This window comes from Streptomyces smyrnaeus (genome assembly GCF_017676345.1).
In the GTDB taxonomy this organism is placed as follows: domain Bacteria; phylum Actinomycetota; class Actinomycetes; order Streptomycetales; family Streptomycetaceae; genus Streptomyces; species Streptomyces smyrnaeus.
The window spans coordinates 138,798-157,895 of record NZ_JAFFZM010000009.1; the positions used below are offsets into that span (position 1 = coordinate 138,798).

General features: G+C 73.1%; 15 protein-coding genes and 1 pseudogene. 12 read left to right on the top strand and 4 right to left on the bottom strand.

Going from position 1 to position 19,098, the window contains the following annotated elements; genetic code table 11:
* Positions 1–66 precede the first annotated feature (66 nt).
* A complete protein-coding gene (locus JW613_RS16720) occupies positions 67–1,359 on the bottom strand; it encodes a helix-turn-helix domain-containing protein (protein ID WP_209211607.1) in 1,293 nt (430 codons plus the stop codon).
* Positions 1,360–1,659: 300 nt separating this feature from the next.
* On the opposite strand from JW613_RS16720, the gene JW613_RS16725 reads away from it, so the two are divergent.
* Positions 1,660–2,280, top strand: a complete 621-nt coding sequence (locus JW613_RS16725; protein ID WP_245225792.1) for a TetR/AcrR family transcriptional regulator — start codon at positions 1,660–1,662, stop codon at positions 2,278–2,280.
* A 180-nt stretch (positions 2,281–2,460) separates the two neighbouring features.
* A complete protein-coding gene (locus tag JW613_RS16730) occupies positions 2,461–4,626 on the top strand; it encodes a primosomal protein N' (protein WP_209211608.1) in 2,166 nt (721 codons plus the stop codon).
* Positions 4,627–4,850: 224 nt separating this feature from the next.
* Here JW613_RS16730 and JW613_RS16735 read toward each other — a convergent pair whose 3' ends face one another.
* The gene (locus JW613_RS16735) at positions 4,851–5,570 is read right to left on the bottom strand and encodes a hypothetical protein (protein WP_209211609.1); all 720 of its coding nucleotides are present in this window, start codon (positions 5,568–5,570) and stop codon (positions 4,851–4,853) included.
* A 389-nt stretch (positions 5,571–5,959) separates the two neighbouring features.
* On the opposite strand from JW613_RS16735, the gene fmt reads away from it, so the two are divergent.
* From fmt to JW613_RS16770, 7 genes and pseudogenes are all read left to right on the top strand, one after another.
* Complete coding sequence (gene fmt, locus JW613_RS16740; RefSeq protein ID WP_209211610.1) at positions 5,960–6,907, top strand: methionyl-tRNA formyltransferase; 948 nt, start codon at positions 5,960–5,962, stop codon at positions 6,905–6,907.
* A gap of 192 nt (positions 6,908–7,099) precedes the next feature.
* Complete coding sequence (locus JW613_RS16745) at positions 7,100–8,701, top strand: RsmB/NOP family class I SAM-dependent RNA methyltransferase (protein ID WP_209211611.1); 1,602 nt, start codon at positions 7,100–7,102, stop codon at positions 8,699–8,701.
* Positions 8,702–8,735: 34 nt separating this feature from the next.
* A complete protein-coding gene (gene rpe, locus JW613_RS16750; protein WP_209211612.1) occupies positions 8,736–9,428 on the top strand; it encodes a ribulose-phosphate 3-epimerase in 693 nt (230 codons plus the stop codon).
* A gap of 142 nt (positions 9,429–9,570) precedes the next feature.
* Complete coding sequence (locus JW613_RS16755) at positions 9,571–10,569, top strand: sugar-binding transcriptional regulator (RefSeq protein ID WP_099878619.1); 999 nt, start codon at positions 9,571–9,573, stop codon at positions 10,567–10,569.
* Between the two features lie 40 nt (positions 10,570–10,609).
* A complete protein-coding gene (locus JW613_RS16760; RefSeq protein ID WP_099878617.1) occupies positions 10,610–11,086 on the top strand; it encodes a cation:proton antiporter regulatory subunit in 477 nt (158 codons plus the stop codon).
* 151 nt (positions 11,087–11,237) lie between these two features.
* Complete coding sequence (locus JW613_RS16765; RefSeq protein ID WP_209211613.1) at positions 11,238–12,512, top strand: cation:proton antiporter; 1,275 nt, start codon at positions 11,238–11,240, stop codon at positions 12,510–12,512.
* 171 nt (positions 12,513–12,683) lie between these two features.
* A pseudogene (locus JW613_RS16770) lies at positions 12,684–14,090 on the top strand (GuaB1 family IMP dehydrogenase-related protein); the annotation flags it as partial.
* Between the two features lie 18 nt (positions 14,091–14,108).
* On the opposite strand, the gene JW613_RS16775 reads toward JW613_RS16770, so the two are convergent.
* Positions 14,109–15,146 (bottom strand): GDSL-type esterase/lipase family protein, encoded by a 1,038-nt coding sequence (locus JW613_RS16775; protein WP_307865924.1) that lies wholly within the window; start codon positions 15,144–15,146, stop codon positions 14,109–14,111.
* Positions 15,147–15,183: 37 nt separating this feature from the next.
* On the opposite strand from JW613_RS16775, the gene JW613_RS16780 reads away from it, so the two are divergent.
* The 3 genes from JW613_RS16780 to JW613_RS16790 all read left to right on the top strand — a co-directional run bounded on the left by JW613_RS16780 (position 15,184) and on the right by JW613_RS16790 (position 18,338).
* On the top strand, positions 15,184–15,639 hold the full coding sequence (locus JW613_RS16780) for an Lrp/AsnC family transcriptional regulator (RefSeq protein WP_099878611.1): 456 nt from the start codon (positions 15,184–15,186) through the stop codon (positions 15,637–15,639).
* 117 nt (positions 15,640–15,756) lie between these two features.
* Positions 15,757–16,545, top strand: coding sequence for a carbon-nitrogen hydrolase family protein (locus tag JW613_RS16785; protein WP_209211615.1), 789 nt, complete (start codon positions 15,757–15,759; stop codon positions 16,543–16,545).
* 71 nt (positions 16,546–16,616) lie between these two features.
* Complete coding sequence (locus JW613_RS16790) at positions 16,617–18,338, top strand: flavin monoamine oxidase family protein (protein ID WP_209211616.1); 1,722 nt, start codon at positions 16,617–16,619, stop codon at positions 18,336–18,338.
* A 24-nt stretch (positions 18,339–18,362) separates the two neighbouring features.
* Here JW613_RS16790 and JW613_RS16795 read toward each other — a convergent pair whose 3' ends face one another.
* Complete coding sequence (locus tag JW613_RS16795) at positions 18,363–19,070, bottom strand: DUF5995 family protein (protein ID WP_209211617.1); 708 nt, start codon at positions 19,068–19,070, stop codon at positions 18,363–18,365.
* Positions 19,071–19,098 lie beyond the last annotated feature (28 nt).

The window sequence follows — 19,098 nt, forward strand, 5'->3', positions numbered from 1 at the left end:
CGGACCTGTCGGACCTGTTGGATGGCGGGTCGGGCCGGAGTGCCGCCGGCGCGGCGGTAGCGCCGGTCAGATGTGGGTGGCCAGCCAGGGCGAGAGGTGCTGGGCGGCCGAGGTGGGGTGGCGGCGCAGCACATGTGCGAGGCGGCGCAGGTCGGTCGCGACCGTCGCGGACGCGACGGCGTCCGTTGCCTCGGTGAGGGCCTCGAGAAGCGCACACGCGTGGTCGATCTCGCCCGCCGTGGCGTGGGCGAGTGCGCGCCGCATCCCGTACCGCGCCTGCGACCTGAGGGCGTCCCGGGGCAGTTTGGCCGTCTCGCGGTCCAGGATCTCAGCGGCCTCGCCGGGCCGGCCCAGGTCGTGCAGGCACCAGCCGGTGATCATCGACACCGGGTCGGTCAGTGTGCTGGGTCCGATGACCGGAGAGGGCGAGGCGGCCTGCGCGCTGCTGCTGGTGGGACGGTCGGTGGCGGTCAGCAGGGCTCGCGCCGTGTCGAGGCCGCGCATACAGGCGCGGTGATCGCCGGCGAGGGCGTGCCCCTGTGCTTCGCGCTGCGCGGCCAGACCGCATACCCGGTCGCTGTCGGCGAGCCGTTGGGCGCGGCGGGCCAGTTCCACGGTCTGCTTGGCGTCGCCCCGGTAGAGCGTGATCAGCGCGCGGCGCACCAGTGCATAGGCCGTCAGCCCGTGGTCTCCACCGGCCTCGGCGAGCTCCACCGCGCGGTCGGTCCACCACAGTGCTCCGCGCTCGTCCCCGGTTTCCTGTACGAGCCAGCCGATGTACTCCGCGTAGCGGGAAGCCAGCGACAGCAGACCCTCCCTGGTGCGGGGGCCCGCCTGTTTCGCCAACGTACGAAGGGTGTGGGTCTGGGCGATGAGTGGTGGGAGGACGAGTTGGGAGCCCGCGCTCTGGCCGAGGCGCCGGTAGTGGTCGAACAGCGAGCGGGCGGTGCGCAGGAGTGTGGCGTTGTCCGCCTGCGGTGCCGGTTGGCCCAGCGGGATCACGGACGCCGCGCCGGCGGCCATCAACGTTCTGCGGGGTACGGACTGGAAGGTGGCACCGCCACTGGGATCCAGATGCATCAGCCACATCTCGTCTTCGTCGGAGTCGGGCTCGGGAGTGTCGGTCGTGGGGCGCGGAGGCGGGACCAGCGCTGCCAGGGCACCGTCGGCCCGGAGAGTGGCGTCGCACAGACGGGCCAGTTCGGGGGAGGGCGCTTTGAGGCCGCGTTCGACCTTGCTCAGCTGACTTTTGCTGTAGTGGACGCGGGCGCTGAGGTGGCCGAGGGTGAGTCCACCGGCGAGGCGCAGTCTGCGGAGCTCGGGACCGAAGCGAAGCTGCTGCTGCTCCTGTTGAGGCACTGGTGATCTCCGTATCTCTCCTTCCGGGACGGCGGCCCTCGCCTGGAATTCAGCTTGGGTCGCGCCCGCCCGGACCGACAAGGCGCGGGGGGTGTTTCCCGTTTCCTCTCCTCACCGCTCTCCCTCTGCGGTTCGCGGTGCCCCGCCCGTCCACCGCCTCCGTCCGCAGTGGTCGCGCGGCCGGGCAACACCCCCTCGCGAGCAGGCAAGCAGCGGAGAGTCAGCACGTCGAGAGGGCGTCGTGGCGGAGTGAGCCCTCACTCATTGACGGAGTGAGTGCTCACTCCGTATGCTGGGTCCATGGACGAAACGACGGGCAGGCGCCGAGCGCCGGCCATGGATCCGGAGCAGCGGCGCGCCATGATCATCTCGGCGGCGTTGCCGCTCGTGGTGGAGTACGGGCCGTTGGTGACGACCGCGAAGATCGCGCGGGCCGCCGGGATCGGGGAGGGCACCATCTTCCGGGTCTTCACGGACAAGGAGGAACTGTTGGCCGCGTGTCTGGAGGAAGCCCTGCGGCCCGACGACACCGTCGCGCATCTGGGTGGGATCTCGCTCGACCAGCCGCTGGCCGCGCGGTTGGTCGAGGCGGCCGGGGTGATGCGGGGCCATATGGACCGGATAGGGGAGGTGGCCGGGGCCTTGGCCTCCCGCGGCAAGGTCGAGCGGGCGGGCACCGCCGACATGGAGGAGGGGCAGCGAGCGCGCGAGTCCGGGCTGGCTGCGCCGCGGGCGGCGTTGGCGGCACTGCTGGAGCCCGAGCGGGAGGCGCTGCGGCTGGCGCCCGAACGTCTCGCCGACCTCTTCCAGTTGATGCTGATGAGTGCCGGACGCTCCGGTGTGCGGGACGTGAGCGACGCCGAGATCGTCGACCTCTTTCTGCACGGGGCCCTGTCCGCACAGCGGGGCTCCGATGCCTGACAGCTCCTCGACCCGGCCGGCGGTCGGCCGGGCACCCGCCCATGCCGGAGATCCCCGTGGTGGGGGCCGGGGCAGGACGACGGCGAGCGGCGGCGTCTGCGCGGCTTCCGTACGGAACGTCGGGCGCCCGGCGCGGGCAGGTGGGCGGCGCCCGTCGGTGCTGTTTGCGAGACTGAGGCTGTGAGCAGGGGTGACGACAACGGCGAGGGGGAGCGGCAGCGGGATGCGCCGGAGCAGCTGGCGCTGATCCGGGAGACGGTACGGGAACGCAAGGCCCGGCAGCCGAGGGCCAAGCCGCGTACCTGGCGGGGTGCCGAGATGGCGGAGCGGCTGCCCGTGGCCCGAGTGCTGGTCGACAAGGGGCTGGTCCATCTCGACCGGTTCTTCGACTACGCCGTTCCGGCGGCGATGGACGAAGAGGCCCAGCCCGGCGTGCGGGTGCGGGTCCGGTTCGGGGCCGGTGAGCGGGAGGGGCGCCGCGAGGGGGGCGGCCTGGTCAACGGGTTCATCGTCGAGCGCCGGGCCGACACCGACTTCGCGGGGCGGCTCGCCCCGATCGCCCAGGTGCTGTCACCGGAGCCCGTGCTCACGCCCGAACTGCTCCAGCTGTGCCGGGCGGTGGCCGACCGGTACGCGGGATCGCTCGCCGACGTGGTGCAGCTCGCCGTCCCACCGCGCCGGGCCAGGGCGGAGAAGCAGCCCTCGCCGCGCCGCCCGCCCAAGCCGCCGGTGCCCGAGCCCGGTGGGTGGGCGCGCTATCCGGAGGGTCCGGCGTTCCTTCGGGCGCTCGCCGACAAGGCCGCGCCCCGCGCCGTGTGGACGGCGCTGCCCGGTCCGGAGAGCTGGGCGGACGAGCTGGCCCGTGCCATGGCCACCACCCTGGCGGTGGGCCGGGGGGCGCTTGCCGTACTGCCCGACGGCAAGTCGGCGGCGCGGGTGGACGCGGCGCTGACCGCGCTCGTCGGCGAGGGGCAGCACGTGCTGCTGACGGCGGACGCCGGTCCCGAGCCACGCTACCGGCGTTGGCTGGCCCTCAGCCGCGGTGCAGTGCGTGCGGTGGTCGGAACGCGCGCCGCGATGTTCGCGCCCGTCCGCCGTCTCGGCCTCGCCGCGATCTGGGAGGACGGCGACAGCGGCCACAGCGAGGAGCGGGCGCCGCAGCCGCACGCCCGCGAAGTGCTGCTCCAGCGGGCGGTCACCGAGCAGGCTGCCTTCCTGCTCGGCGCATACGGTTGCACCGTGGAGGCCGCGCAGCTCGTGGAGTCGGGGTTCGCACGGCCGTTGGCGGCCGACCGGGACACCGTGCGGGCGGTGATGCCCCGGGTCCGTACGGCTGCCGAGGGCGACGAGGGGCGCGACCCGGCGGCTCGCAGTGCGCGGCTGCCGAGTCTGGCCTGGCGCACCGCGCGGGACGCGCTGGAGCGCGGCCCGGTGCTGGTGCAGGTGCCGCGCCGCGGCTACGTGCCGCGTCTGGTGTGCGAACGGTGCCGGGAGCCGGCGCGCTGTGCGCACTGCTCGGGGCCGTTGGAGGCGGCGGGTGCCGGTACGGCGCTGCGCTGTGGCTGGTGCGCTCGGGAGACACCGCAGTGGAGCTGCCCGATGTGCTCGGGCACGCGGCTGCGCGGCAGCGTCATCGGTGCCCGGCGTACGGCGGAGGAGCTCGGCCGTGCGTTCCCCTCGGTGCCCGTACGGACCTCGGGCGGCGCACATGTGCTGGGGTCGGTGCCGGGCCGTCCGGCGCTGGTCGTGGCCACCCCCGGAGCCGAACCCGTACCGGAGGGCGGCGAGGGGTACGCGGCGGCGCTGTTGCTCGACGGCTGGGCGCTGCTGGGCCGCCCCGACCTGCGCGCGGGGGAGGAGGCGCTGCGTCGCTGGTTGGGCGCTGCCTCCCTGGTGCGGCCGCAGGGCGAGGGCGGGAGCGTGGTGGTGGTCGCGGAGGAGACGATGCGGCCCGTGCAGGCCCTGGTGCGCTGGGATCCGGCGGGGCACGCGCTGCGGGAGCTGGCCGACCGTGCGGAGCTGGGCTTTCCGCCGGTGTCCCGGATGGCGGCGGTCACCGGTCCGCCGGAGGCCGTCGCCGCCCTGCTGGCCGGCGCTCGGGGAGCCGGACTCCCGGAGAGCGCGCAGGTGTTGGGGCCCGTTCCGCTACCGGTACGGGAGCCGGGTCGGCCGCGCAACCCGGGCGATCCGCCGCCCGGCGAGCTGTGGGAGCGGGCGCTGGTGCGGGTGCCGCGCGGCAGTGGCGCGGCATTGGCAGCGGCGTTGAAGACGGCGCAGGCGGGCCGGTTGGCGCGCCGGGAGGGCCCGGTCGCACACGTACGGGTCGATCCGCTGGACATCGGGTGACGACCGGGGCCGCCCGGTGTTCGGCGGCGGCGGGGACGTCGTGGGAGTGGGCCGCACCGGCCGGTCCCGGACGCCGCGCTGCCCGGTGCGGGCGGCACCGGGCAGCGCGGGGAGGGAGGGGACGCATCGGGCGGCAGGGTGCTCGGCGAAGGGAGCATCCCCGGGGGCCCGGAGACCTGTGACCGGGCCCGAGGGGAGGCAACCGGCGGGCAGGGACAGGCCGGTCAGCCGTTGCGGGGTGAGGGCAGCGCTCCCGGACGTGGCTCGGGGCGGGCGTCACGGTAGGTGTCCTGGCGAACATCCTGGCGAACGTCATGGCGCGGTTCGTGGCGCGCGTCATGCCGGCTCTCGTGGCGCGGCTCGTGCCGGGTGTCGTACGGCTGCGGGGCCGGCGGCTGCTGCGGGATGGAGCGGGCGGCAGGCACCGCGGGGGGCCGTGGAGCCGTCGCCGTACCGGGAGTTGCGGGCAGCGTACGGGTGGCGGCGGACATCGGCTCGGGCTGCCGGGGGACGCCCGGGGCGGGCGAGGGGGACGGCGCGGTCGACGGAGCCGCGGTGGAGGTCTCGACGCCCTCGGGGGAGTTGCGCGTGCTGCCGCGCCGGGAAGAACCGTACCTGCGGTGCACGGCCTGCTTGGTGACGCCCAGCGCCGAGCCCACGGCGTCCCAGGAGAAGCCGAGCGAACGGTCGAAGTCCACCGCCGCCGTCACCAGCGTCTCGACGCTGTCTCGTAGTTCCTGGGCGAGCCTGACGGTCGGCGCGGGAGCGCGGCCGTAGACGACGAAGCCCGCGGAGGGGCCGGTGCGCCGTGGGCGATAGACGTTGCCCAACTGCGCCGTGAGGGTGCGCAGCGCGTCCACCTGCCGGCGGACCCGCTCGATGTCCCGCACCAGAAGGTGCAGGCTTGCCCGCGCCTGGGCGTCGTGGGTTGCGTGGTCGGCCATGAAGAAGCCTCTCGGACCGGCTGACATGGAGGTGTTCAGCTAGGGGGTGTTCAGCTGTGGTGCTGGATGGGGTGACTGGCTGTGGGGGTGGGGGCGAGGCCGCGGTGCGTGGGCGGGGCGGCGCTCGGTTCGGTCAATCTGACTTGACCAACGCCGCGATGGGCTCTCTGGTCACGCTGCGGGGGCGCGGAAGGGGCATCGACAGGGCGCGCGGGTGCCCGCACGCCCCCTCGGTCAGCGGCGTCGCGCTGACCGTAAACTGGGCTGTCTTTCCATGCTGTCCGACCAGTCCACGCGCTCCGCGCACGCCGGTGCTCCGCAGGCTCCGCGCACTTCCGTGGCCTCCGGACAGCCCACGCTTTCCACGGGTGAGAGGTAGTTCGCCACTGATGAGGCTCGTCTTCGCAGGCACCCCCGAGGTCGCCGTCCCCGCGCTCGACACATTGATCGCCTCCGAGCGGCACGAGGTCGCCGCCGTGGTCACCCGGCCCGATGCCCGTGCTGGGCGCGGTAGGCGGCTGGTGCCCAGCCCGGTGGCCCAGCGGGCCGAGGAGGAGGGCATCGAGGTGCTCAAGCCCACGCGCCCACGGGACGAGGACTTTCTGGCGCGGCTGCGCGACATCGGGCCGGACTGCTGCCCCGTCGTGGCCTACGGCGCACTGCTGCCCCGTGTCGCGCTCGACGTGCCCGCCAAGGGGTGGGTCAATCTGCACTTCTCGCTGCTGCCCGCCTGGCGCGGCGCCGCGCCCGTGCAGCACGCGCTGCTGGCGGGGGACGAGATGAGCGGCGCCACCACGTTCCTCATCGAGGAAGGGCTGGACTCCGGACCCGTCTACGGCGTGGTGACCGAGGAGGTACGGCCCAGGGACACCAGCGGCGATCTGCTCACCCGGCTCGCCTTCGCGGGCGCCGGGCTGCTGGCCGCCACCATGGACGGCATCGAGGACGGCACGCTGCAGGCGGTGCCGCAGCCGGAGGAAGGCATCTCCCTCGCGCCGAAGATCACCGTGGAGGACGCCAGGATCGATTGGGCGGCGCCGGCGCTGCGCGTCGACCGTGTGGTGCGGGCGTGTTCGCCCGCGCCCGGAGCGTGGACCGTCTTCCGCGGGGAGCGGCTGAAGGTTCGCTCGCTGGCGCCCGCCCCGGACGCGGTTGTGGACGGGGCGACCCCCGGCGAGCTGCGTATCGGCAAGAATTCGGTGCATGTGGCCACCGGCTCGCACCCCGTCGAGTTGGAGTGGGTCCAGCCGCAGGGCAAGAAGCCGATGCGAGCGGCGGACTGGGCCCGCGGTACGCGCATCGAGGAGGGCGCCCGCTTCGACGTCCCCGCATCCTGAGCCGGACGTGACCGTGCCCGCGTCCTGAGCCGGACGCCACCGTGCCCGCACCCTGTGCGGACGTGACCGTGCCCGCGTCCTGAGCCGGGTGCGACCGGTGGCCGCTTCCGGGCAGCCGGGTCGTAGGGTGGAGGTTCGACCCTGCGACACCCCGCGAAGCACCGACCCTCATCTTGCGGAGCACCTTCAACTGTGAGCACTCATCCCCGCCGGGGCGGCAACCGGTATCGGCGTCCGCGAAAGGACCCCGTCCGTATCCTCGCCTTCGAGGCGCTGCGGGCCGTGGACGAGCGGGACGCCTATGCGAACCTCGTCCTTCCCCCGCTGCTGCGGAAGGCCCGCGAGAAGGATCCCGCGCACGGCGGTCTCGACGCACGGGACGCCGCGCTGGCCACCGAGCTGGTGTACGGCACGCTGCGCAGGCAGGGCACCTACGACGCGATCATCGCCGAGTGCGTCGACCGGCCGCTTCGCGAGGTGGACCCGCCCGTGCTGGACGTCCTCTCTCTCGGAACCCACCAGTTGCTGGGCACCCGCATCCCGCAGCACGCCGCAGTGAGCGCGACCGTCGAACTGGCCCGCGTGGTGCTGGGCGACGGGCGGGCGAAGTTCGTCAACGCGGTGCTGCGGCGCATCGCGGCCGAGGACCTGGACGGCTGGCTGGAGCGGATCGCGCCGCCGTACGACGACGATCCGGAGGAGCATCTGGCGCTGCGCCACGCGCATCCGCGCTGGGTGGTCTCCGCGCTGTGGGACGCGCTGGGCGCACCCGCGACGGGAGTCGGCGGAGGCGGACGCAAGGACATCACCGCGCTGCTGGAGGCCGACAACGAGCGGCCCGAGGTCACCCTGGTCGCCAGGCCCGGGCGGGCCACCCCCGAGGAACTGCTCACCGCAGTGGACAGCGCGGCGGTGGGCAACACCCAGGCGGGGCACCCCGAGGCGGGGCACACCGAAGTCGGCGAGGACACCGGGACAGAGGACGCCGGGACCGGGGGCGTCGGGCGGCAGAGCGCCGCAGGCAGGGCCGTGCCGGGGCGCTGGTCGCCGTACGCGGTGCGGCTGACCGAAGGCGGTGAGCCCGGCGCGCTGGAGGCCGTACGCGAGGGCAGAGCGGGCGTGCAGGACGAGGGCAGCCAGCTTGTCGCCCTCGCCCTCGCCAACGCGCCGCTGGAGGGCTCCGACACCCGGTGGCTCGACTCCTGCGCGGGCCCGGGCGGCAAGGCCGCGCTGCTGGGGGCGCTGGCGGCCGAGCGCGGTGCGGCGCTGCTCGCGTCCGAGAAGCAGCCGCATCGCGCCCGCCTCGTCGCCCGGGCGCTGGAGGGGAACCCCGGTCCCTGGGCGGTCGTCAGCGCGGACGGTACCCGGCCGGCCTGGACGCCCGGCAGCTTCGACCGGGTGCTCGTCGACGTCCCCTGCACCGGGTTGGGGGCGTTGCGGCGCAGGCCCGAGGCACGCTGGCGGCGCACCCCCGAGGACCTGGCGGGGTTCGCGCCGTTGCAGCGCGGACTGCTGCGGCAGGCGCTCCAGGCGGCGCGGATCGGCGGGGTCGTCGCGTATGTGACCTGTTCCCCGCATCTGGCGGAGACCCGCGCCGTGGTGGACGACGTACTGCGCGGGTCGGCGAAGGAGCGGGACACCGCGGAGCCGGGGACGGCGGCCGCGGAGCCGGTGGACGCGCGACCGCTGCTGCCGGGCGTGCCCGACCTGGGGGAGGGACCCGACATCCAGCTGTGGCCGCATCTGCACGGCACCGACGCGATGTACCTGGCGCTGCTGCGCCGCACCGCCTGATCATCTCGAACGCCCACACGGAATACTGGTAGCCATGGCTCAGATCAACCCCAGCATCCTGTCCGCCGACTTCGCACGCCTCGCCGAGGAGGCGCGGCGTGTCGAAGGCACCGACGGGGCGGCGGGCGCCGACTGGCTCCACGTCGATGTCATGGACAACCACTTCGTGCCCAATCTGACCCTGGGCACGCCCGTGGTCGAGTCGTTGCGCAAGGCGACGGACATCCCGCTGGACTGCCATCTGATGATCGAGGAGCCGGACCGCTGGGCGCCCGCCTATGTGGAGGCCGGGGCCGGTTCCGTCACCTTTCACGCGGAGGCCGCTGCGGCGCCGGTGCGGCTGGCCCGGGAGATCCGGGCCAAGGGAGCGCGCGCCTCGATGGCGCTGAAGCCCGCCACCCCGATCGAGCCGTACGAGGATCTGCTGCCCGAGCTGGACATGCTGCTGGTGATGACGGTGGAGCCGGGCTTCGGTGGACAGGCGTTCCTGGACATCATGCTGCCGAAGATCCGCCGGACGCGGCAGCTCATCGACAAGCACGGCCTGCAGCTGTGGCTGCAGGTCGACGGCGGCGTCTCGGCCTCTACGATCGAGCGCTGCGCCGAGGCGGGCGCCGATGTGTTCGTGGCGGGTTCGGCCGTCTACGGCGCGGACGATCCGGCCGCGGCCGTCCGCGCGCTGCGGCAGCAGGCCGAGGAAGCGGCGGGGTCGGGCCGGGAGGGTTGAGGTGAACGCTGGGTGACCGCGGTCACACACGTCAGGGGATCTGCAAGGATGAACGCGCGGCGCGAGTGTGCCGACCGTGCGTACGTGGGCACGACAGCAAGACAGTGAGGTGAGAGCGGTGTCGTCGGGGCGAGCCACGCGAATGGGACCCGCCGAACTCATGCAGGCTGCGGCGATGGCGCGCCGCTTCTATCTGGAGGGCAAATCCAAGATCCAGATTGCCGACGAGTTCGGGGTCAGCCGCTTCAAGGTGGCCCGGGTCCTGGAGACCGCGCTCGAGCGTGATCTGGTGCGTATCGAGATCCGGGTGCCCGCCGAGCTGGACGCCGAGCGCTCGGACGCGCTCCGCGCCCGTTTCGGCCTGCGGCACGCGGTGGTCGTCGAGTCGCCCACCGAGGCAGTGGACGACGCGGCGGACCCGGAGAACCTCGGCGAGGTCGCCGCCGATCTGCTCGGTGAGCTGGTCACCGATGGTGATGTGCTGGGGCTGGCCTGGGGCCGCTCCACCATCCACATGGCGACCGCGCTACGTCAGTTGCCGCCCTGCACCGTCGTCCAGTTGACGGGGGTGTACGACGCCGGCACGGCCGATCGCGGCTCCGTGGAGGCCGTACGCCGGGCGGCCGAGGTCGCCGGGGGAGAGGCGCACCCCATCTACGCGCCGATGCTGTTGCCGGACAGCGCCACCGCGTCCGCGCTGCGCAGCCAGACGGGCATCGCCCGTGCCTTCGAGTACTTCGACAAGGTCACCGTGGCGGCCGTGTCCATCGGTTCCTGGGAGCCGGGGATCTCCACGGTGCACGACATGCTCAGCGCCAAGGAGCGCGACCACTACTCGTCGCTGGGGGTGGCCGCCGAGATGTCGGCCCATCTCTTCGACGCGCAGGGCCGGCGGATCGGCCGGGATCTGGGGGAACGCTGCATCACCGTGGAGGCGGAGCGGCTGCGCCGGATCCCGGAGGTCGTCGCCATCGCGGGAGGGCACCGCAAGGCTGCGGCCATCGGCGCGGTGCTCCGCTCGGGCCTGGTCACCAGCCTGGTGACGGACACCGCGGCAGCCGACTGGCTGCTGAACGAGGAACAGCCGGGCCCCCGTCCGGCGTTGGAGCGTACGGACCCGGACAGCACCGCCGCTTCGTAGCGGTCCGGGTCCCAGAAGGTTCTCAGAAGGGCAGTACGCCATGACGACCAAGAGCACCAAGCTGCCGGGGCTGGGCAAGCAGTACGACATCACCACCCGGACCGGGCGACACATCTCGGTGGTGGCGCACCAGGACGGCCGCCGGTTCCTGGGCTTCTACCGGGAGGACGACCCGGACGCCTGCCAGGCGACGGTCCAGCTCGACGGTGAGGAGGCCGCCTCCCTCGCGGAGATCCTCGCCCCGGGCGAGAGCCCCAGGCTGGGCACGTGCGAGCTGGAGATCGACCTGGTCACCGTCCGCATCCCGATGTCCGGCCAGTCGCCGTACAGCGGGGAGCTGCTGGGGGCCACCCAGGCGCGCACCCGCACCGGCGCCTCCATCGTCGCCGTGCTGCGCCGTACCGGCCCCGTCCCCTCGCCGGGTCCGGACTTCCGGTTGGAGGCCGGGGACACCCTGGTGGCCGTCGGTACCCGCGAGGGAGTCGACGAGCTGACCCGGATCATCGCCGGAACCTGACTCGATTCATCGCCGGAACCTGACCGGATCGTCGGCGGAACCTGGCCGGACCGGCCGCCCGGCCCGGGACCGGGCGCGACCACCCGGTCCGGACCGCCATCGGCACACCTGAGCCGTTCCGGACAGCCGCTGGACAACTGAAAGGCCCTCTGTGCACGACACCACCGTTCTGCTGATCGAACTCGGCGCCGTCATCCTGGGCCTGGGACTTGTCGGCCGCTTCGCGGGCCGGATCGGGCTCTCCCCGATTCCGCTGTATCTGCTGGGCGGCCTGGCCTTCGGGCACGGCGGCGTCTTCCCGCTGAAGGCCAGCGAGGGGTTCATCGAGGTCGGCGCGGAGATCGGGGTGATCCTGCTCCTGCTGCTGCTCGGCCTGGAGTACAGCGCCTCGGAGCTGGTGACCAGCCTGAAGACCCAGTACCCGTCCGGGATCGTGGACTTCGCGCTGAACGCGGTGCCGGGTGCGGTGGCCGCGCTGCTGTTGGGCTGGGGGCCGGTCGCGGCCGTCGCGCTCGCGGGCGTCACCTGGATCTCCTCGTCCGGTGTCATCGCCAAGGTGCTCACCGATCTGGGGCGGCTCGGCAACCGGGAGACACCGGTCATCCTGGGCGTGCTCGTCATCGAGGACCTGTCCATGGCCCTCTATCTGCCGCTGCTGACCGCGCTGGTGGCCGGGCTCGGGGTGGCGGGGACCAGCGTGGCGATGATCGTGGCGGTCGGCACCGTGGGCCTCGTACTGTTCGCGGCGCTGCGGTTCGGGCGGCACATCAGCCGCGCCGTCAGCTCCGACACGCCCGAGATGCTGCTGCTCGTCGTTCTCGGACTGACCCTGCTGATCGCCGGTATCGCGGCGAAGCTCCAGGTCTCGGCGGCCGTCGGCGCCTTCCTGGTGGGTATCGCGCTGTCCGGGGAGACGGCGGAGAACGCGCGCAGTCTGCTGACGCCGCTGCGTGATCTGTTCGCCGCCGTCTTCTTCGTCTTCTTCGGACTCAACACCGCGCCGTCCGAGATCCCCCCGGTGCTGCTGCCCGCATTGGCGCTGGCGGCCGTCACCGTGGTCACCAAGGTGATCACCGGCTGGTACGCGGCGGGCCGCGCGGGGGTGGGCAGCAAGGGCAGGCTGCGGGCCGGCGGGGCGCTGGTGGCACGGGGCGAGTTCTCCATCGTCATCGCTGGGCTCGCCGCGAGCACGGACGCGCGGATCACTCCGCTGGCGACCGCGTATGTGATGATCCTGGTGATCTTCGGCCCGCTGACGGCCCGCTGGACCGAGCCCGTCGTCCGCGGCGTCAAGGGGCTGGTCGACGCCCGACGCACCCGCCGGGAGACCGAGCGCGCGGGGACCGGGCAGCACGGAGGGTCCATACCCGGTGCGGGGGAAGCCACCGCCCCGGACCCGGTGGGCGGTACCGGTCACCCCTCGTAGTCGCCACCCCGGGTGAGCGGCTGCCCGGCAGCCCTGTCCGCTGCGGCCTTCTGGAGCCCGGACTCCTACGAGCCCGGACTCCTACGATCCCTGCCTCGTACGATCCCACCAGCGCGTCCGCGGTACTCCGGCGGAACGTCCGTAGTCGTATGGATGTGCGGGCGTGGGAGAATGAAGTACGTGCGTTTCCTCAATGATCAGCGGCCCCCGTACGACCTGACGTACGACGATGTCTTCATGGTGCCCAACCGCTCCGCGGTCGGCTCCCGGCAGGGCGTGGACCTGTCCTCGCCCGACGGAACGGGCACCACCATCCCGCTGGTGGTCGCCAATATGACCGCCATCGCCGGACGCCGGATGGCCGAGACCGTGGCCCGCCGCGGCGGGCTCGTGGTGATCCCCCAGGACATCCCGATCGACGTCGTCACCGAGGTCATCGGCTGGGTCAAACAGCGGCACCACGTCCTGGACACCCCCATCACCCTCGCGCCCACCCAGACCGTGGCCGACGCGCTCTCGCTGCTGCCCAAGCGGGCACACGGCGCGGGTGTCGTGGTCCGCGACGGGCGGCCCGTGGGCGTCGTCACCGAGTCGGACCTGACCGGCGTCGACCGCTTCACCCAGCTCTCCGAGGTCATGACGGCCGAGCCGATGGTGCTGGACGCGGACATCGATCCGCGTGACGCCTTCACCAAGCTGGACGCCGCCCACTTCAAGTTCGCCCCCGCCGTGGACGCGGACGGCAAGCTCGTCGGCATCCTCACCCGCAAGGGCGCGCTGCGGGCCACGCTCTACACCCCCGCCGTCGACGCCGACGGCGCCCTGCGCGTCGCCGCTGCCGTCGGTATCAACGGCGAGGTCGTCGCGCGGGCCAAGGCGCTGCTCGACGCGGGTGTCGACACCCTGGTCGTCGACACCGCCCACGGCCACCAGGAGGGCATGCTGGAGGCGCTGAAGGCCGTCCGCGGCCTCGACCCGGCCGTGCCGATCGTGGCGGGCAACGTGGTCGCAGCCGAGGGCGTGCGCGACCTCGTCGACGCGGGCGCGGACATCATCAAGGTCGGCGTCGGCCCCGGCGCGATGTGCACCACCCGCATGATGACCGGCGTCGGCCGGCCGCAGTTCTCCGCCGTCCTGGAGTGCGCCGCCGAGGCGCGCAAGTACGGCAAGCACGTATGGGCCGACGGCGGGGTGCGCCACCCCCGCGATGTCGCCATGGCGCTGGCGGCCGGGGCCTCCAACGTGATGATCGGCTCCTGGTTCGCCGGTACCTACGAGTCCCCGGGCGACCTGCAGCAGTCCGCCGACGGGCGGTTCTACAAGGAGTCCTTCGGCATGGCCTCGGCCCGCGCCGTGCGCAACAGGACCGCCGAGGAGTCCGCCTACGACCGGGCCCGCAAGGGGCTGTTCGAGGAGGGCATCTCCACCTCCAGGATGTTCCTGGATCCGGCACGCCCCGGCGTCGAGGACCTGATCGACTCGATCATCGCCGGCGTCCGCTCCGCCTGCACCTACGCGGGCGCCGCGACACTGGACGAGTTCACCCGGAACGCCGTCGTCGGTGTGCAGAGCGCCGCCGTGTGTACGGCTTGTGCGCTAGGCGCCGAGCCCGTCCCGCTCGGGCTCCCGGCGCCGGGCACCGTCGTCCCGCCCCACGCCGAACTCCTCCCGCAGCGCACGGACCACCGCGGCGGCGACCAGGGCGTGTCCGGTGTCGTCGGGGTGGACGCCGTCGACCAGCTGCTCGGCGGTGACCAGGCCGGCGCCAGGGAGCAGGGCGAGGCTGTCGTCGCCCTCGGCGATCCGGGCGCGGACGGCCCCCTCCTGCGCGCTCCGCAGGTCGGCGAGGGTGGCGCCCAGGGCGTTCGGGGTGTGCTCGGCCTCCGGGCGCTGCAGCGGCGAGACGACCAGCAGCGGGGTGCGTGGGTGGCCGGTGCGCACGAGCTGCAGGAACGCGCTGGTCATCTGCGCCATCAGCGCCGCCGAACACGGCACGCCCGTCCAGCAGTTGCAGCCGAACGCCACGGTGAGCGCCGCGCCCGGCAGCGTGGCGAGCTGCTGGGCGGTGGCCGGTTCGCCGTGCGCGGAGCCGGTGTAGCCGAGGTTGACGGTGTCCCAGCCCAGCTCGCGGCCCGCGAGCGCCGCCCAGCCGCGGGAGGGCGCCGTCGCCGACCAGCCCTCGGTGATCGAGTCGCCGTACACCAGCCAGCGCGGGCGCGGCGGTGCCGGCTCGGCACCCCGCACCGCCAGCAGCACCGGGGCGTACGCCTCGGGGGTGTGGAGCACTCCGGGCCCGCCCGGCCAGTCGACGCGCAGCACCCGCACCTCCTCCCGAGGGGTCTCCGGGAGCAGGGCGACCCGTTCCCCGTCCGGCCGCAGCGCCTCCCAGGCGCGGCAGCCGTCGCGCAGCGCGTCGACCGTTCCCAGGGCACCGGCGCGGTAGCGGACCTCGAAGGGGCCCGGGGCGGTGAACTCCAGCCGGATGCCCACCGGTATCGCGGCGCGGGCCCACAGCTCCAGCGGCAGCCGCTGGGCGTCCGCCGGGTCGGCCCGCACGCAGCGCTCACCGTCCCACCAGCTCACACCCCGTACGAAGGGCCTGGCGTGCTGCCAGTCGCCGACCACATCTGCCACGCCGTTCCCGGTCCTTTCGTCGTGTTCTACTGTCGCCGTGTCACTGAACGATCTCGACGAACGCATCGTCCACGCCCTCGCCGAGGATGCCCGCCGCACCTACGCCGACATCGGAGCCGAGGTCGGCCTGTCCGCACCGGCCGTCAAACGCCGGGTGGACCGGCTGCGGGAGCGGGGCGCGATCACCGGGTTCACCGTGCGGGTCGACCCCTCCGCGCTGGGGTGGCAGACGGAGGGATTCATCGAGATGTACTGCCGCTCTCGCACCTCGCCGGAGGATATCCACCGGGCGCTGTCCCACTATCCCGAGGTGGCGGCGGCCTCCACCGTCACCGGGGAGGCCGACGCGCTGGTGCAGGTCTTCGCGGCCGACATGCGGCACTTCGAGGCCGTGCTGGAACGGATCGCCGGGGAGCCGTTCGTCGAGCGCACCAAGTCGGTGCTGGTGCTCTCCCCGCTGCTGCGCCGCTACAACGCCGGTCCTCCGCTGTAGCGGCCGCCGTATGCGCAACGGATCGCCGCCATCCCGGTCGATCACGCAACAGAATGCGGGTCCACTCGCAAGATCCACCGCTTGTGGCGCTCCCCGGCCGACCGTAGCGTCGAAGGTGTGCGAATCGCTCTCCACCAGACCCGTTCCCAGCCCCGCACGCCGGGCGCCCCGGGCCTGACCGCCCTTGAGAACGCTGCCCGGGAAGCCGCCGCGCGGGGTGCCCGGCTGCTGGTCACCCCGGAGCTCTCCCTCACCGGCTACGCGCTCCCGGATCCGGCCCAGCTCGCCGAGCCGGCGCAGGGCCCCGGCGCAGCGGCCGTCTCCCGGATCGCCCGGCAGCACGGTGTGGCCATCGCCTACGGCTACCCCGAGCGGGGCGAGGGCGGGGCGCTCCACAACTCCGTGCAGCTCATCGGCCCGGACGGTGCCGCACGTGCGAACTACCGCAAGACGCACCTGTACGGCCCGTACGAGGCCGAGCACTACACCCCCGGCGATCAGCTGCCCGTCCAGGCGGAGCTGGACGGCATCCGGTTCGGGCTGCTGATCTGCTACGACGTGGAGTTCCCGGAGGCCGTCCGGGCGCACGCCCTGGCCGGCACCGACGTACTGCTGGTGCCGACGGCGCTGATGCGGCCGTACGAGACCGTCGCCGAGACCCTCGTGGTGGCGCGCGCGGTGGAGAGCCAGCTGTATGTCGCGTACGCCAACCGCGTCGACCGCGAGGGCGAGTTCGACTTCGCGGGCCTGAGCTGTCTGGCCGCGCCCGACGGCACCGTCCCGGTGCGCGCCGCCGGCAGCGGCGAGGCCCTGCTGGTCGCCGACATCGACCCCGCGGCGCTGCGGGCCTCCCGCGAGCGCAACCCGTATCTGGCCGACCGCCGCCCAGAGCTGTACGCGCACTAGCCGCGCGGGCCGTGCCCACGCCGGCTGCCGCGCCCCTCCCGTACCCGGTACCACCAGGAGCGAGACCCCTCATGACCTCCACCGTGCCCACCGCCGCCCACGAGCACGACGAGCAGCAGGACGCCGCCCGGCAGGGCGGGCAGCGCCCGCTGACCATGTTCGGCCCCGACTTCCCGTTCGCCTACGACGACTTCCTGGCGCACCCGGCCGGTCTCGGCTCCGTACCGCCGACCGAGCACGGCACCGAGATCGCCGTCATCGGCGGCGGCCTCTCGGGACTGGTGGCGGCGTACGAGCTGATGAAGATGGGACTCAAGCCGGTCGTCTACGAGGCCGACCAGCTCGGCGGACGGCTGCGGACGGCCACCTTCGAGGGCGGCGACCCCTCGCTGCACGCCGAGATGGGCGCCATGCGCTTCCCGCCGTCCTCGACCGCGCTCCAGCACTACATCGACCTCGCGCAGCTGGAGACCAGGCCGTTCCCCAACCCGCTGGCGCCCGACACCCCCTCCACCGTCGTGGACCTCAAGGGCGAGTCGCACTACGCCCGCACGCTGGAGGACCTGCCGCCCGTCTACCACCAGGTGATGGACGCGTGGAACGCGTGCCTGGAGGAGGGCGCCGACTTCTCCGCGATGCAGCAGGCGATACGCGAGCGGGACGTGCCCCGCATCCGCGAGATCTGGTCGGAGCTGGTGGAGAAGCTGGACAACCAGACCTTCTACGGCTTCCTGTGCGACTCGGCGGCCTTCTCCTCCTTCCGGCACCGGGAGATCTTCGGCCAGGTCGGATTCGGCACCGGTGGCTGGGACACCGACTTCCCCAACTCCATCCTGGAGATCCTGCGCGTCGTCTACACCGGCGCCGACGACGACCACCGCGGCATCGTCGGCGGCTGCCAGCAGCTTCCGCTGCGGCTGTGGGAGCGCGAGCCCGGCAAGCTCGTCCACTGGCCGCAGGGCACCAGCCTCAAGTCGTTGCACCCGGGCGGCAAGCACCGCCCCGCCGTCACCCGGCTGCACCGTACGGCGGGCAACCGCGTGACGGTCACCGACGCGGACGGCGACATCCGCACCTACCGGGCCGCCGTCTTCACCGCCCAGTCCTGGCTGCTGCTGAGCCGGATCGACTGCGACGACGCGCTGCTGCCCATCGACCACTGGACGGCGGTGGAGCGCACCCACTACATGGAGTCCTCCAAGCTGTTCGTACCCGTGGACCGGCCGTTCTGGCTCGATACGGACCCGCGCACCGGGCGCGACACGATGAGCATGACCCTCACCGACCGGATGACGCGCGGCACCTACCTGCTGGACGACGGCCCCGACAAGCCGGCCGTGATCTGCCTGTCGTACACGTGGTGCGACGACAGCCTCAAGTGGCTGCCGCTGGACGCGGGCGAGCGGATGGAGGTGATGCTCAAGTCGCTCGGCGAGATCTATCCCGGGGTCGACATCCGCAAGCACATCACCGGCAACCCGCTCACCGTCTCCTGGGAGGACGAGCCGTACTTCCTCGGCGCGTTCAAGGCCAACCTGCCGGGCCACTACCGCTACCAGCGGCGGCTGTTCACCCACTTCATGCAGGAGTCCCTCCCCGCCGACCGGCGCGGCCTCTTCCTCGCCGGAGACGACATCTCCTGGACAGCGGGCTGGGCCGAGGGCGCCGTGCAGACCGCGCTCAACGCCGTCTGGGGCGTCATGCACCACCTGGGCGGTACCACCGACCCCGCCAACCCGGGGCCGGGGGACGTCTTCGACCAGATCGAGCCGGTGCGGCTCCCGGAGGACTGACGAAGGAGCGGGGCTGGGCGGGGCTCAGTGCCACAGCGGTGTCAGCAGGCAGCGGCCCGCCATACCCACCGTCGCGTCCAGCCCCTCCGCCATCTCCTCCAGCAACTCCCCGCACACCCGCAGTCCCCACAGCGCGCGGAAGGACACCCACGCACCGGCCCGCGCCCGTTCCAGACTCCACGAGCCGATCAGATGCGTCAGCGGGTCGGCGACGTCCAGCAGGTCGGGGCCCGGCATCAGATCCTCGCGGATGCGCTCCTCCAGGCCTGTCAGCAGCTCCCCGATCCGCTCGAAGTCCGCCTCCAGATCGTCGGGGTCGGCGTCCACCGCCCGGCAGGTGTCCACGAGCGCGAGCGGCAGGTCGTGGCCGATGTGCGCATTGATGCCCGCCAGCGCGAACTGCAGCGGATGGATGGAGGGGTGGCGCCGGAAGCGGAAGAGCGGCCGCCAGCACGAGGGCATCCGCAGCCCGGCAGCCTCGGCGTCCACCGCGTCCAGGAAGCGCCGAGCGAACCGGGTACCCAGCTCACCGGTGGCGGCACGGTCCTCGAAGTGTCCGGCGACCAGGCGCCGTTCCAGCTCCTCCGTCACCGACAGATACACCCGGTTGAAGACCGCCACACCGTCCTGCCGGGGCAGCGTCGCGCCGATCTCCCGCATCTGGGCCGTCACTTCGGCGATGGGTGCCGACGTCACCGCGCGCTGCGCGGGCACCTGCTCCGTAGAGGTCATGCCCGCAGCCTGGCAGCCGCCTGCTCCC